Below are 15,118 nucleotides of genomic sequence, written 5' to 3'. Positions count from 1 at the left end.
AGAGCCTGCTTTCAAGGAGGCATAATTAGGTCACTTCTAGTCACGTCGCTATTTGATCAAGGGAGGTATGACACTAGCTTTCAAATAAAGGAGGCACAATCCAAGTTGACGCTCAGCGTTGATGAAGATAATGCTTCTCAATTGAGAATTGATGTCATAGTCAAACTGCTTTGTGCAGATAAGTTTATGTCCTGACTCTGCGCTAGCGATGGGCAATTGCCAGGAGTCGATTATGGAAACGTTAATTCGGGCAGTTTTAGAGAGTGAAGAGAAAAAGGATTTTCAGCAGTTTATTGAGCAATTATCTGCGATTGATCGGGTATATCTGCTGAGAAATGAAATTCTCCATGCCTTTGCCAACTATTGCCAGGAACAAGAAAAACCCGTTTATTTCTTTCGCTCATCAGCCATTGGCGAACTGATCCATGCGATTCATGAGATTCTCTTAGAAGACGGCGCTATTTGGTTGATGCTACGCACGCGCATTGCTAGTCAAGAAAGTTGGTGGTTGAGTGCTGATTTATCACAGTTTAAACCTGTTTCGGTACGCGCGTTGCTTGATGTCCGCGATCGCTTTGTCCACAGCGAACATTCGCAAATTCTGAAAATTAACTTTCAACCATTTCATCGCGACACGCCCAGCATTGATGACCCGCGAAACATTGGTCAGGGATTAACATTTCTCAATCATTATTTATGCGATCAACTATCGGCAAATCCTGACTATTGGGTACAAGCACTGTTTCGAGTTTTACAGCGCCAAGAATTTGATGGTATTCCGTTGTTGATCGGCGATCGCATCGCATCAAGGACGCAACTGCATGAGTCAGTGGCGCAAGCTTTGAAAAAAGTGAGTCAATATCCATCAGATACGCCTTATACTACGCTACACCCTGCTTTGCAGGAATTAGGCTTTGAACCAGGGTGGGGCAATACCGCCGGACGAGTTTACGAAACGCTTGAATTGCTCGATCGCCTGCTCACAACTCCATCGCCGGCTTTACTCGAAGCCTTTGTATCGCGGATTCCTGCCTTTTTGCGCGTTGTGTTGGTATCCATTCACGGTTGGGTAGGGCAAGAAGAAGTTCTAGGACGCGCCGAAACGATGGGGCAAGTTATTTATGTTCTAGAACAAGCACGACACCTAGAACAACAACTGCAAGCAGATGTCCAACAAGCAGGACTTGCATGGCTGGGTATTCAACCGCAGGTTACAATTTTGACGCGGCTCATTCCCAACTGCGAAGGAACTTATTGCAATCAACGCATTGAAAAACTCGAAGGTACAGAAAACGGTTGGATTTTGCGCGTCCCGTTTCGCGAATTTAACCCGAATGTGACGCAAAACTGGATCTCGAAGTTTGAAATTTGGCCTTATCTCGAATCTTTCGCCCTCGATGCCGCACCGCAACTTGTCAGACATTTTGGCGGACATCCCCATTTAGTCATCGGTCATTATAGCGATGGCAACTTGGTATCATTTCTCCTCGCGCGCCAATTCAACGCAATTCAGTGTAACATTGCGCATTCGTTAGAAAAATCGAGATATTTGTTTAGCGATCTCTACTGGCAGGAATTTGAGCCACACTACCATTTCTCAGCGCAATTTACGGCTGATCTGATCAGTATGAATGCGGCAGATTTCGTTATTGCTTCGTCGTATCAAGAAATTGTTGGCACTCCAGATGCGATCGGTCAGTATGAATCTTACAAATGCTTTACAATGCCGCAGCTTTACCACGTGGTAGATGGTATCAATTTATTTAGTCCTCGGTTTAATGTTGTTCCGCCTGGTATCAATGAATTGCGCTATTATCCTTACTTCCAAACTGAAGCGCGACACCAACGCGATCGCGTGCGCGATCTGCTGTTTCATCGCCAAGACGCTGCAATTTTTGGAACCTTAGACGACGCGGAAAAATGCCCGATTCTAGCCGTCGGTTCGATTAGTCAAACGAATAACCAAACGGGATTAATTGCTTGGTTTGGGCAGTCGCCAACACTGCGCGATCGCTGCAATTTAATTTTGATTACGAATAAACAGCACGTTACCGAAGCAAGTACTTCTGAAGAAGCACGAGAAATCGAAAAACTTCATGCGCTGATTGCGCAATATCAACTCGCAGGACAAATCCGCTGGATTGGGATGCAACTTCATAGCGACCAGATGAGCGAAGTTTATCGCGCGATCGCAGACAAACGTGGCATCTTTATCAACTTTGCGCGCTTTGAGGCATTCGGGCGCAGTGTTCTCGAAGCGATGCGATCGGGCTTACCTGTCTTTGCTACTGAATTTGGCGGTATTGCCGAAATTATTCAAGATGGCGACAACGGTTTTTACATCAACCCCACCAACTTTGATGACACCACCTGGAAAATTTTAAATTTTCTCAACCAATGCGATGCAGATCCCCAATTGTGGCAAACGATTTCCGATCGCGCGATTCAGCGCATCGATCGCCACTGCAATTGGCAAACTCATGTGAAACAATTACTGTTGTTTGCTAGAATCTATGGTTTTTGGGATTATATTTCGCGCAGCAGTCGAGAAGCGCTGCAAAGCTATCTCGATGCCTTATTCCACTTATTGTATAAACCCAGAGCCGCACAAATTTTAGACGAGCATAAGCAGCGATAAACGGGCAGAGGAGTAAGAAATGAGTCAGGCGGTCAGTCAATTTTTAAGGGAAACTACTAGCGTTCAAGCACCGGTACCCTCACAAACCAACAACCTACGGTATACCGACTGGGTTCTCATCGAGCGAGGTTTCGACCCGAACCAACTTCATGCAAGAGAAACCGTATTTACGATTGGCAACGGCTACTTAGGAACGCGCGGCAGTTTTGAAGAAGGCTACCCGCGGGCGATGCCTGTGACATTGATTCAGGGCGTTTATGATGCGGTTCCTGTGATGTACACCGAACTCGTGAATTGCCCCGACTGGCTGCCATTAACGATTACGCTTAATGACGATCCAAGACGTAGCGAACGATTTCGCCTCGACCAAGGCGAGGTGTTATCCTACGAACGCCGACTTGATTTGCGCTACGGATTGCTGCGGCGGTCAATTCGCTGGCGTAGCCCCAGCGGTAAAACGCTCGATCTCCAATTTGAACGATTTGCCAGTTTAGCCGATCCTCATGTTTTAGGATTGCGCTGTTTGATTACACCCATCGATTGGGAAGGCGCGATCGCCGTTCACGCAAGTATCAATGGCTACGCAGAAAACCAGGGTTTTAATCATTGGGATTTGTTAACTCAAGACCAAACGGAAACAAATTTCACCGAAGATCTGCAACTCGAACCTGCAATTTGGCTAGCGGCGCGTACTCGTCAATCTCAAATTGAATTGGGGATGGCAGCCAAATTAATCATTCAGGGCGTAGACGCGACATTTCAACGTGAAAGCGCACCAGGCTATCCCACGCTCACTACATCGTATCAAGCTGCAATCGGACAAACGGTGTTAGTGGAAAAGATGGTTACAGTTTATACTTCGCAAGACATCGAATATCCCCTCAAGGCAGCGCAGAGTAAATTAGTAACATTGCCGAGTTATCCAGAATGTTGGGAACAGCACAAACAAGCATGGAAATCAGCTTGGCACACAAGTGATGTCATCGTTGAAGGCGATATTCGCGCGCAGTTAGCGATTCGCTATAGCGTGTTTCAATTACTTATTAGCGCTCCCTGGCATCACCAGCAAGCGAGTATTCCCGCAAAAACGTTATCTGGTTTTGGCTATCGAGGTCACATTTTTTGGGATACTGAAATTTTTATTCTGCCGCTATTTACGTTGACGCAGCCAGAATTAGCGCGCCGTCTACTCACCTACCGCTATCACACCTTAGAAGGAGCGCGGCGCAAAGCCCGCAGTTACGGCTACAAAGGTGCAATGTATGCTTGGGAAAGTGCCGACACAGGCGATGAGGTCACACCCCGCTGGGCACTACCTTCCGATCCGTATGCGAGCGATATTCGTATTTGGTGCCGCGATCGCGAAATTCACATCAGTGCCGATATTGCTTATGCGATCTGGAATTACTGGCAAGCGACAGGCGACGAACTTTGGATGCGCGATTATGGTGCCGAAATCATTCTAGATACTGCTGTATTTTGGATGAGTCGGGTAGAGTGGAATAGCCAATTTGAACGCTACGAACTGCGCGAAGTGATCGGCGCGGATGAATATCACGAGCATCACGTGAACAATAATGCCTTCACCAACCGCATGACGCAGTGGCATTTAGAAAAAGCGATCGCTGTCTACGCATGGTTGGATCGCACGTTTCCCGAACAAGCTGCCGCACTCGCCCAAAAACTCGAAATCACGCCTGAACGTCGGCAACGCTGGCAAGATATTGCAAATCACCTTTGGATTCCGTATCGCGCAGAAACAGGTTTCATCGAGCAGTTTGAAGGCTTCTGCAATTTAGAAGATATTAACTTACAAGATTATGAACCCCGCACCAAATCGATGCAAACGATTCTGGGCATTGATGGGGCAAATAAACGACAAGTTTTGAAACAGCCCGATGTTTTAATGTTGCTGTACTTAATGCGGCAATTGCAGGAGTTTCCTTACAATCCTGAGAGTTTAAAAACCAATTGGGATTATTACGCTCCGCGCACCGATATTACGTATGGCTCATCGCTTGGACCTGCGATTCATGCGATCTTAGCAGCCGACTTAGGTGATAGTCAAACCGCGTACAAACACTTTTTGCAAGCCGCATTGGTGGACTTAGAAAACACGCGCGGTAACACTGCCGAAGGCATTCATGGCGCTTGTGCTGGAGGTGCATGGCAAGCGATCGTTTTTGGCTTTGCGGGAATTCGCTTCCAGGATAATCAGCCAATTGCTACCCCCCACCTTCCCCCACATTGGACGCGACTTGCGTTTAAGCTACATTGGCGCGGCACATGGCATCCCTTTGATATCACTCATTCAGCATCTGAAATGAATTCGCACCACCCATCCCCATCACCAGAAATGCACGAAGCTTCTCCCACCATTAACCTGCGCGGCGCGATTTTTGACCTCGATGGCGTGTTAACCGACACCGCAGAGTATCATTACCGCGCTTGGCAACGTTTAGCCGACGAAGAAGAGTTACCCTTCGATCGCCAAGCAAACGAAGCATTACGTGGAATCTCTCGGCGCGAGTCGCTGCTCAAAATCGTCGGCGATCGCACCTATAGCGAAGCCCAACTTGAAGAAATGATGGAGCGCAAAAATCGCTACTATCAAGAATTCATCGACTCAATGTCACTCAATGACTTACTACCAGGAGTGCGATCGCTCCTTACCGAACTTCGCCAACAGCAAATACAAATTGCGATCGCATCGGCGAGTAAAAATGCTCGTACTGTCATTGAAAAATTAAACATTACTGAATTAGTTGATGCGATCGCCGATGGATACAGTGTAGAGCGCCCTAAACCTGCCCCCGATCTCTTTCTCTACGCCGCGAATCAACTCAAGCTTCCTCCCGCTGAATGTGTTGTGTTTGAAGACGCCACCGCAGGCATTGAAGCAGCCCTAGCCGCCGGAATGTGGTCAGTAGGTCTAGGTCCTGTAGAACGCGTCGGAAACGCTCATGTCGTGTTACCGAATTTCGCTGATATTACTTGGGCAGGTATTTTATCTAAACTCAATCAGTGCCTTAGTTGAAACACTGTTTTATACCAATACCCTTTTTTAGTAGCTACACATCATCGGTATACCCCTCCCAACCTCCCCTTGGGTAAGGCTACAGTGTACACACAAGTCTAGACTGGCTTCGCTCCAAGCTTTTTGCCCCCTAAATCCCCCATATTTGGGGGACTTTGAAGCAGAACTGGCTCAGAAGTCCCGCAATGCATGGGGGTTGGGGGGTACTTCGCCAGGGACTTTGCTAATCCGACCACTTGTGTGTACACGGTAGTTGGGTAATACTGTTTCACTAAATGAGAACTACAATTAATTTCTCCTCTGCTCCTCTGCTGCCTATTTGTAGCAACTTCAAAGTGAAACGGTATAAGGCGGTGGGGTTTATGGCAGTCGAAGGGATCGTTAGGACATTGGAGGTACGAATAGCCATTACCCTAACTGATTTTCACCCCTGACCTCTGACCTCTGACTCCTGACCTCTGCTATATCTATAGCATTCATTTATCGAATTGGTATTACAGCAGTCTCGTTGGGGTAGTTAGGACATTGAAGGCACGAATAACCACTACCCTAACTGATTTTCAACCCTAATCTCTGCTATACATACACCATTTCACAAAATGACAACTATAAAGAAGTTCTCCCCCGCTTCCTGAATGAATAAGTCTTGAACCGGACGCAATCTTAGATTACCAGTGCAAGACTCCTTTGAGCAGCGGCTTCATCCGCAATGAGTCCCGTGATTAACTTGCCACGCAGCGCAGCTAGAATGGCTTCTGCTTTTTTTGCACCGCCTGCTACACCAATAATCAGTCGCTGCGCGGGTTGTTCAAGTGGTACGCTCGCAACACGACGATTTGTGCCTTTTTGCAGTATCTCTCCGTGGCGATTGTATGCCCAACCTGCGACTTCTCCAACTGCTCCAAGTTCAAGTAACTCAGCAACTTCTTCATCATTGATAAAGCCTTCTTGATGTAACGGTGCATTCCACGCAATGTCGCCAATCCCGACAAATGTTGCTTTAGCTTGTTCTGCAAGCGTCTTTACCGTTATAAACGATCGCTGCGTTTGTAACAGTTCCCGTTCTTCGCTACTTGTTGCGACAACCGGAGTCGGCACTGGATACGCTTGCGAACCAACGCGATCCGATAAATGGATCACAACCTCATTGCGTCCCGCGCGTCCGCAATGCGACATATTACCAATAATTGACACAATTTTATGCTGCGGTTGGTTCATTGCAGGAATTTGCTCAACCATTAATCGCAATGTGCGTCCTGAAGAAAATGCCAATACGGTTGGGGCTTTTGCCATCAGGTAAGCCTCTAGATACGTAGCAGCACACACGCCAATTCCATCAAAGGTTTCACCCGTTGGGACTATTTCACACAAAGACAGCGCGAACTTGTCGCGTAACGATTCAGCCAGCGCAATGCATTCACTCAAAGGATGATCGAGCCGAAATTTGATCAGTTTTTCGCTGACTGCAAATGCAACTAAGCGTTGCGCAGCTTGTCGAGAGACATTGAGCTTTGCCGCAATTTCTTCTTGAGTATTTCCTGCAATGTAATATAGCCAAGCCGCGCGTGCAGCGAGATCAAGTTTGCGATCGCGCCGCTCTAGTAAGGGTTCTCTCATATCGTACCTTGACGTAAGAAAGCAGAAGGGGCAGAGGAAGCAGAGGAAGCAGGGGGGAAATGTATTTGTGTTGCTCGTAGGGTGAAATGGAGCAACTACCAAAAGAATGATTTACAAATATAAGCAAATGCTCAATAAAATATACATTGCTCAAAAAATGAGAAGCGATCGCAATTCTATTGCCCACCAGTAATTTCTAGATTAAATCCTGTAATATAACTTGCCTCTTCACTCATCAAAAACGCTACGCCATTAGCAACTTCTTCTAAACTTCCCAAGCGACGCATTGGTACTGAATTAATCATCTGCTGCTCTACTACTTTAGGGTCACTATCAAAATACTGCGATCCTACTGCTGCTTGTAATTCCGTCTGTCGCGTCCACATAAAACCAGGACCAATCAATGAAGGCGACAGCGCATTGACGCGAATACCATAAGGTGCAAGGTCTTTTGCTGCGGTTTGAGTCATACCAACAACTGCGAACTTAGAAGCCGCGTAAGCCAACATATTCGCTGGACCTACCACCCCTGCGAAGCTTGCCATATTGACAATCGCGCCTCCACCGATATCGCGCAGATGTCGCGCCGCAGCCTTAAGAATGTAAAAAACACCGATTACGTTGATATCAATGACTTTTTGAAAGTCATCTTCAGGATACTCGTCAGTCTTCGCAAACGCGCCTTGATACCCTGCATTGTTAAAAACATAATCAATGTGCCCAAACTGCCCCACAGCCTCTGTAAAGGCTTGATGAACATCGTTAGCAGACGTAACGTCACAGCGAAATGTACTCACTCGGACGTTGTACTCTTTGAGTTCTTCAGCCACCTGTGTCATTCCTGCTTCATTTAAATCGAGCAGCACGACACCTGCACCATTAGCCGCAAAACGGCGAGCCGTCGTCTTGCCAATTTCTCCCGCACCACCGGTAATCAGAATCGTTTTATCTGTAAAGTCATAGGTTGCTTTTGCTGTCATCGTTTTCACCTTGTATTGAAGAATTATTGCAAATCTGCATAAACTTCTCAGTTTTGCAACAAAGCCAAGTATGATTTCTATTATCGAGCTTTTGCCCAAAGTTAGAGCATAAAATTAAAATTTTAATTTATTCGTTTGTTAACAATGAAAGGAGCCATGCGATGCGTATTCCCCGCTTCGCTAAAGTGCTAGCGGCATTCCTTGCAGGAGTAATGCTAGTGCAATTGCTACACGCCTGTGCGCCAAGTTCGCAAGCGGCACAGAAAACGCGACTGACGATCGCCACCGTTAATAATGGCGACATGGTGGTTATGCAGGATCTTTCACGCCACTTCGAGGCAGCCAATCCTGATATTGAACTGCGATGGGTTGTTCTAGAAGAAAACATATTACGCCAACGCACCACCACCGACGTTGCGAGTCAAGGCGGACAATTTGATGTTTTAACGATTGGTTCGTATGAAACACCGATTTGGGCTAGACGCGATTGGCTAACGCCCTTACAACTTCCTGCTAGTTACGACGTAAACGACTTACTTACACCGATTCGCGAAGGACTTTCCCACGAAGGTCAACTTTATGCCGTTCCCTTCTACGGTGAAAGTTCGATGCTGTATTACCGCAAAGACTTGTTTGAAAAAGCAGGAATTGCCGTACCCGAACAGCCGACATATGCACAAATTCAACAATGGGCAAGCCAAGTCCACGATCCGGCGAATGGAGTTTACGGCATTTGCCTGCGCGGTAAACCTGGTTGGGGAGAAAATATGGCATTTCTCTCAACGTTGGTTAACACCTTCGGAGGACGTTGGTTTGATATGGAGTGGCAACCCACGATTAATACTCCTGAATGGAAAAACGCAGTTAGCTTTTATATCAATTTACTCAACAACTATGGTCCACCTGGCGCGAGTTCCAATGGATTCAACGAGAATCTAGCATTGTTCTCAACAGGTAGATGCGGAATGTGGATCGATGCTACTGTTGCCGCTGGATTGTTATCGAATCCGAAAGAATCGCAAGTCGCCGACACTGTTGGTTTTACCCGCGCGCCGATCGCCGAATATCCGAATGGCTCAAATTGGCTGTGGGCTTGGGCACTCGCAGTTCCTAAAACCTCAGAATCACCCGAAGCAGCACAAAGGTTCGTTGCGTGGGCAACATCAAAAGAATATATCCAGTTAGTCGCGAACGAGAATGGCTGGGTTGCAGTGCCACCTGGTACGCGGACATCAACTTACGAAAATCCCAACTACCAACAAGCTGCACCGTTTACAGAAATTGTACTGCGATCAATTGAATCGGCGGATATTACGCGTCCAGCGATCAAACCAACGCCTTACAAAGGCGTGCAATACGTTGACATTCCAGAATTTCAAGCGATCGGCGCGCAAGTGGGACAAACTATAGCAGCCGCTTTGACTAACAACATCAGCGTAGAGCAAGCATTAGAACAATCGCAGCGATCGACGGAACGCTTTATGCGCCATACCGGATATATCGAGTAAAACTATTATCACTTCTTCAGGCTATGTCTTCTACACTCGTTGTCAAGCCCCGCCACGAAACGCCACGCATTAAGCAACGCAAACGACAGGTATCAACCTTACCGCTAGTTGCTCCTTCGGTGATTGCCTTGTTGCTGTGGATGATTGTGCCGCTGGCAATGACAGTATGGTTTGCTTTTCAGCGGTATAACTTACTCAATCCTGATGTACGTGAATTTATCGGTATTGAAAACTTCACGTTTATTTTGACCGATCCAGGCTTTTGGAGTTCGATTGTCACGACAGTGATTCTCGTTGGTGCAGTCTTAGCAATCACGATTGGGCTGGGAACTTTACTCGCGGTACTGTTTGACCAAGACTTTTTTGGACAAGGCGTTGCGCGGGTACTGGCAATTTCACCGTTTTTTGTGATGCCGACGGTAAGTGCGCTGATTTGGAAAAATATGCTGATGCATCCAGTTAATGGGCTGTTTGCGCAGATTACTACAGGTTTAGGATGGGGTGCGATCGATTGGTTTGCCGATTTTCCCTTGCTAGCAATCATTATTATTGTCTCCTGGGAATGGTTGCCGTTTGCGTTGCTGATTCTACTTACAGCAATTCAATCTCTCGATCGCGAACAGTTAGAAGCAGCCCGCATGGATGGCGCGAATCCTGTGGCGTTATTTCGGTTTGTCATGCTGCCGCATCTTAGCCGTGCGATCGCTGTTGTGGCAATGATCGAGACAATCTTCTTTCTCACGATTTTCGCCGAAATTTTTGTAACCACAGGTGGTGGTCCTGGATTAGCGACGACTAACTTGGCGTATTACATCTTCCTCAAAGCTTTGTTGGAATTTGATGTCGGCGGTGCCTCTGCTGGGGGATTAATTGCCGTGATTCTTGCCAACATTGTGGCGATCTTTTTGATGCGTAGTGTTGCTCGTAATTTGGATACTTAAACAATGGCAAGTAAAACTTCTCGTCGTTGGCTATTTACATTACTCGGCTGGCTTGTCGCCTGCATCTTGTTTTTCCCGATTTTCTGGATGTTTCTTACCAGTTTTAAAACGGAAGTCGCGGCAGTCGCAACGCCTCCACAGTTGTTTTTCCAGCCAACTTTAGAAAACTATGTGGCAATCGAAGCGCGGGCGGATTATTTCAATTATGCGTTTAATAGCGTTGCCGTTTCACTGGGTTCGACTATACTAGCGCTGCTACTAGCAGTACCTGCGGCGTACGCGATGGCGTTCTTTCCCACAAAACGTACCAAAGGAACATTATTGTGGATGTTGTCTACCAAAATGCTACCGCCGGTTGGCGTATTGGTGCCAATCTACATTTTGGCGCGTAACTTTGGGCTATTGGATACTCGAATTGGCTTGATCGTCATTTATACGCTGATTAATTTACCAATCGTCGTTTGGATGATCTACAGCTTTTTTAAGGAAGTTCCCAAAGAAATTTTAGAAGCCGATCGCATGGACGGTGCAACGACGCAACAAGAACTCGTTCACGTGTTACTACCTCTCGCCTTACCTGGAATTGCTTCAACGGCTCTACTATCGATTATTTTGTCGTGGAACGAAGCTTTCTGGAGTCTGAATTTAACCACAGCAAATGCTGCGCCGTTGACGGCATTTATTGCTTCGTTTTCGAGTCCGCAAGGATTGTTTTGGGCGAAACTTTCCGCTGCCTCAACAATGGCGATCGCTCCTATCCTCATCTTCGGTTGGTTGAGTCAACGGCAATTAGTCCGAGGGTTAACTTTTGGTGCAGTGAAGTAATCATTTACTAAGGTTTTAAGTTGTGAATTAGAAGTGATTAGTGGCTAGTGTTGAATTTTGAATTATCTAAAACACTATTCCTCCTCTGCTTTTTTAACTCCCTGACCTCCGACCTCTGATCTCTGATCCCTAAATTAACGGAAGCTTTTTATGTCAACAGTTGCTTTAAAAAATATCCACAAAACGTATGCGGATAGTGAGGTTATTAAAGGTATCGACCTGGATATTAGCGATCGCGAATTTGTTGTTTTCGTCGGTCCATCTGGTTGTGGCAAATCTACTTTACTCCGCATGATTGCTGGACTTGAAGAAATCACCGCTGGTGAATTGCTGATTGATGGTCAGCGAGTGAATGATGTACCGCCGGATAAACGGGGCTTGGCGATGGTGTTTCAAACGTATGCTTTGTATCCGCATATGACGGTTGCGGAGAATATGGCGTTTAGCCTGCGGCTTGCTGGTGTTCCCAAAGTACAACGGCTGCAACGCGCGCGTGATGTGGCGCGGATTTTACAATTAGAGCCGCTTTTGAACCGGAAGCCGCGAGAACTATCGGGAGGACAGCGCCAACGGGTCGCGATCGGTCGCGCCCTCGTTCGCAATCCTAAAGTGTTTTTGTTTGATGAACCACTCTCGAACCTTGATGCGGCGTTACGGGTACAGATGCGCATTGAACTTGCAAGTTTGCATGATAGTTTGCAATCAACGATGATTTACGTCACGCACGATCAAGTTGAAGCAATGACACTGGCAAATAAAATTGTCGTGTTGCAAGGCGGTATTGTCGAGCAAGTAGGCTCACCACTCGAACTGTACCATCATCCGCGCAATCTGTTTGTTGCTGGATTTATCGGTTCACCTCGGATGAACTTCGTATCAGTGACCGTTGCAGGTGTTAATGATTCGGGTACGACTGTTAAACTTCCTGATGATGTGAGTGTGACGATTCCTGTCAAACCTGGAAGCTTATCCGTTGGCGATCGCGCCACGTTAGGAATTCGTCCTGAACATCTACGCTTAGATCGAACGCAAGCAACAATAAACGGCGAGGTGCTGGTTGTTGAACGACTTGGCGGTGAAACTTATCTCTACGTCAAGATTGCCAATGGCGATACTCTCATCGTGCAAACGGATGGAGATGATACCAGTCAGTTACACGATCGCGTACCGATTCATATTAATGGCGATCTGTGCCACTTGTTTAACCAACAAGGTGAAGCAATTCCTAAAGTCCGTCGTCACCATCTAACTCTTAATTAATGTTATGAGCAACATCAGTACCGGTTCAGCTATCAAGCTGAATCAAGCCGCTTTATCTCGTTTAGCTAACGTCCGCGTACCGAGTTACGATCGCCAACAAGTTACGAATGGCATTGTCCATATTGGTGTTGGTGGATTTCATCGGGCGCATCAAGCGTTGTACCTTGATGACTACCTACATCTCAATCGTACAAACGACTGGGGAATCTGCGGTGTGGGGCTGCTGGAATACGATCGCCGGATGCGCGATGCACTGCATTCGCAAGATTGCTTGTACACCCTTGTTGAACGATCGTCAAAGGGCGATCGCGCGCGTGTTATCGGCTCTATGATACAATATCTCTTCGCGCCAGACAATCGACAAGCTGTCATTGACGCTTTAGCACATCCCAACTGCCGAATTGTAACGCTGACGATTACCGAAGGCGGTTACTACTACATTGAAGGCAGCGGCGAATTTGATGCTAATCATCCCACAATTCAGCAAGATTTGCAGCATCCTGATCAACCGATTGGAGTGTATGGATTTTTAACAGCTGCGCTCGATCAGCGCCGTAAACAAGGCTTAGCGCCATTTACCGTGTTATCGTGTGACAACTTGCAAGGTAACGGCAACATTGCTCGTAAAATGTTAACGAGTTTTGCCGAATTGCAAAATCCACAATTAGGTCGTTGGGTTACTGAACACGTCGCATTTCCTAACTGCATGGTCGATCGCATTACTCCCGCGACGACTCCATCCGATATCGCAATGGTAGCAAAACAGTTTGGTATCGATGATGCTTTTCCCGTTGTGGCAGAACCGTTTCTTCAGTGGGTTGTGGAAGACGATTTCTGTGGTGGTAGACCCGATTGGGAAACGGTTGGCGTACAGATGACGGATAATGTTCATCCCTACGAAATGATGAAGATTCGGCTACTCAATGCAAGTCACTTGTTAATTGGCTATCTTGGCTCTTTAGCAGGTTACACCTACGTCCATGAAGTCATGGCAGATCCGTTATTTCTGCAAGCAGTTGCTCACTTGATGGAAGAGGTGACGCCTACGCTCGAACCTTTACCAGGAATTGATTTGAGAGATTATAAAAAGACTTTAGTTGAACGATTTGCGAATCCCAAAATTTGCGATCAACTGCCGCGTCTTTGCCTCAACGGTTCTGCAAAAGTGCCAAAATTTATTCTAGGTTCGCTCCGCGATAAACTTGCACAAGGTGGTGCGATCGACTACATAAGTTTAACCATTGCCGCTTGGTTCCGCTACTTGAATGCACAAGACGATCAAGGCAAAGCGATCGCAATTGATGACCCGATCGCCGATATTCTAACTCAACAAGCCCGTCGTGGTGGTTCTGATCCGCAACCGTTGCTCAATCTATCAGAGATTTTTGGCGATTTATCGCAGTCATCGCATTTCGTCGAAGCAGTTCGTACTCAGCTAAATAACTTGTGGACGCTTGGTGCTAAAGGAACATTACAGCAGTTATTGAAATCTTGCTAACTATAGCAGGGGTCAGAGGTCAGGGTTAAACTCTCCTCAGGGACATCACTACGAGCTTCGATAATGTCCTAACTCTATTGACTATGGCTATACTAGTCACTAGCCACTACTCACCCTCCATCATTTTTATCATCACGAATCAACTGGATTTCACCTGACTTTATTCAATCACTTTTCTTCTAGTTGCCTTAATGCGCGATCGCTTAATTTTACTATCGAGGCGCTTTTGCTGAGAAAGATACGATGGCTTAGTTGGTTTGCGCTTTTTAGGTACAATTGTCACGCTTTGAATCAACTCTTGTAAGCGCTTCAATGCTTCCTCGCGATTTTGCTCTTGGCTGCGGTGTTCTTGGGCTTTAATGACAATTACGCCTTCTTTAGTGATGCGTTGATCGTTGAGTTTCAATAGCCGCTCTTTATAAATATCAGGTAACGAGGAAGCTAAGATATCAAAGCGCAGATGAATCGCTGTCGCTACTTTGTTGACATTTTGACCGCCCGATCCTTGAGAACGAACCGCGCTGATTTCAATTTCGCGATCGGGAATGGCAACTGTTTTAGAAACCTGAAGCATAGTTCTAGTTAGCAGTTTATCTTACTGTATCCTCCCCTAAGCAAGTTAGCACGATTCATCAAAGGACGAGAACAATAATGCTAAATTTTTGAGCCATACATACTAATTGGCTAGTAAACTACCAAACGAAAATACCAAAAACTAATGTTTTCGGCACGTATTTGTTGCAGAATTAATTATATAAAGATTTTATACAAAAAGGTCGTTTCTTACGTAAACACAAAATCTCATTTGGAGTAA

The 15,118-nt window shown here is 46.4% G+C and carries 10 protein-coding genes; 7 read left to right on the top strand and 3 right to left on the bottom strand.

The window, feature by feature from the left end:
- Window positions 1-232 precede the first annotated feature (232 nt).
- Both GLO7428_RS20875 and pgmB read left to right on the top strand, forming a co-directional pair.
- Window positions 233-2,638 carry a sucrose synthase gene (locus GLO7428_RS20875; RefSeq protein WP_015190573.1) on the top strand — a complete coding sequence of 802 codons (2,406 nt, stop codon included), beginning with the start codon at window positions 233-235 and terminating at the stop codon, window positions 2,636-2,638.
- A gap of 19 nt (window positions 2,639-2,657) precedes the next feature.
- Window positions 2,658-5,675 carry a beta-phosphoglucomutase gene (gene pgmB / locus GLO7428_RS20870; protein WP_015190572.1) on the top strand — a complete coding sequence of 1,006 codons (3,018 nt, stop codon included), beginning with the start codon at window positions 2,658-2,660 and terminating at the stop codon, window positions 5,673-5,675.
- A gap of 663 nt (window positions 5,676-6,338) precedes the next feature.
- On the opposite strand, the gene GLO7428_RS20865 is transcribed toward pgmB, so the two are convergent.
- Entirely contained in the window at window positions 6,339-7,292 is a 954-nt protein-coding gene (locus GLO7428_RS20865; RefSeq protein WP_015190571.1) for a sugar-binding transcriptional regulator, read from the bottom strand.
- 176 nt (window positions 7,293-7,468) lie between these two features.
- Window positions 7,469-8,272 (bottom strand): SDR family NAD(P)-dependent oxidoreductase, encoded by an 804-nt coding sequence (locus GLO7428_RS20860; RefSeq protein WP_015190570.1) that lies wholly within the window; start codon window positions 8,270-8,272, stop codon window positions 7,469-7,471.
- Between the two features lie 161 nt (window positions 8,273-8,433).
- On the opposite strand from GLO7428_RS20860, the gene GLO7428_RS20855 reads away from it, so the two are divergent.
- The 5 genes from GLO7428_RS20855 (at window position 8,434) to GLO7428_RS20835 (ending at window position 14,304) form a co-directional block, all read left to right on the top strand.
- A complete protein-coding gene (locus tag GLO7428_RS20855; RefSeq protein WP_015190569.1) occupies window positions 8,434-9,780 on the top strand; it encodes a sugar ABC transporter substrate-binding protein in 1,347 nt (448 codons plus the stop codon).
- A 23-nt stretch (window positions 9,781-9,803) separates the two neighbouring features.
- Window positions 9,804-10,721, top strand: a complete 918-nt coding sequence (locus GLO7428_RS20850; RefSeq protein WP_015190568.1) for a carbohydrate ABC transporter permease — start codon at window positions 9,804-9,806, stop codon at window positions 10,719-10,721.
- A 3-nt stretch (window positions 10,722-10,724) separates the two neighbouring features.
- Window positions 10,725-11,546: a carbohydrate ABC transporter permease gene (locus GLO7428_RS20845; protein ID WP_015190567.1), complete on the top strand. Its 822-nt coding sequence runs from the start codon at window positions 10,725-10,727 to the stop codon at window positions 11,544-11,546.
- A gap of 150 nt (window positions 11,547-11,696) precedes the next feature.
- Window positions 11,697-12,806, top strand: a complete 1,110-nt coding sequence (locus tag GLO7428_RS20840; RefSeq protein ID WP_015190566.1) for an ABC transporter ATP-binding protein — start codon at window positions 11,697-11,699, stop codon at window positions 12,804-12,806.
- 4 nt (window positions 12,807-12,810) lie between these two features.
- Window positions 12,811-14,304 carry a mannitol dehydrogenase family protein gene (locus GLO7428_RS20835; protein ID WP_015190565.1) on the top strand — a complete coding sequence of 498 codons (1,494 nt, stop codon included), beginning with the start codon at window positions 12,811-12,813 and terminating at the stop codon, window positions 14,302-14,304.
- A gap of 160 nt (window positions 14,305-14,464) precedes the next feature.
- Here GLO7428_RS20835 and arfB read toward each other — a convergent pair whose 3' ends face one another.
- Complete coding sequence (gene arfB, locus GLO7428_RS20830; RefSeq protein ID WP_015190564.1) at window positions 14,465-14,878, bottom strand: alternative ribosome rescue aminoacyl-tRNA hydrolase ArfB; 414 nt, start codon at window positions 14,876-14,878, stop codon at window positions 14,465-14,467.
- Window positions 14,879-15,118: the final 240 nt, after the last annotated feature.

Origin of the sequence: Gloeocapsa sp. PCC 7428, assembly GCF_000317555.1 — a bacterium.
Classification (GTDB): domain Bacteria; phylum Cyanobacteriota; class Cyanobacteriia; order Cyanobacteriales; family Chroococcidiopsidaceae; genus Chroogloeocystis.
The sequence above is the reverse complement of the archived record's forward strand: the minus strand, read 5'-3'. Positions and strand labels throughout refer to the sequence as shown.

What these genes read in the sequence shown, in the direction of transcription:
- pgmB (WP_015190572.1), top strand. Translation starts at nt 2,658, where the DNA reads ATGAGTCAGGCGGTCAGTCAATTTTTAAGGGAAACTACTAGCGTTCAA.
- GLO7428_RS20875 (WP_015190573.1), top strand. Translation starts at nt 233, where the DNA reads ATGGAAACGTTAATTCGGGCAGTTTTAGAGAGTGAAGAGAAAAAGGAT.
- GLO7428_RS20865 (WP_015190571.1), bottom strand. Translation starts at nt 7,292, where the DNA reads ATGAGAGAACCCTTACTAGAGCGGCGCGATCGCAAACTTGATCTCGCT.
- arfB (WP_015190564.1), bottom strand. Translation starts at nt 14,878, where the DNA reads ATGCTTCAGGTTTCTAAAACAGTTGCCATTCCCGATCGCGAAATTGAA.
- GLO7428_RS20840 (WP_015190566.1), top strand. Translation starts at nt 11,697, where the DNA reads ATGTCAACAGTTGCTTTAAAAAATATCCACAAAACGTATGCGGATAGT.
- GLO7428_RS20835 (WP_015190565.1), top strand. Translation starts at nt 12,811, where the DNA reads ATGAGCAACATCAGTACCGGTTCAGCTATCAAGCTGAATCAAGCCGCT.
- GLO7428_RS20860 (WP_015190570.1), bottom strand. Translation starts at nt 8,272, where the DNA reads ATGACAGCAAAAGCAACCTATGACTTTACAGATAAAACGATTCTGATT.
- GLO7428_RS20845 (WP_015190567.1), top strand. Translation starts at nt 10,725, where the DNA reads ATGGCAAGTAAAACTTCTCGTCGTTGGCTATTTACATTACTCGGCTGG.
- GLO7428_RS20850 (WP_015190568.1), top strand. Translation starts at nt 9,804, where the DNA reads ATGTCTTCTACACTCGTTGTCAAGCCCCGCCACGAAACGCCACGCATT.
- GLO7428_RS20855 (WP_015190569.1), top strand. Translation starts at nt 8,434, where the DNA reads ATGCGTATTCCCCGCTTCGCTAAAGTGCTAGCGGCATTCCTTGCAGGA.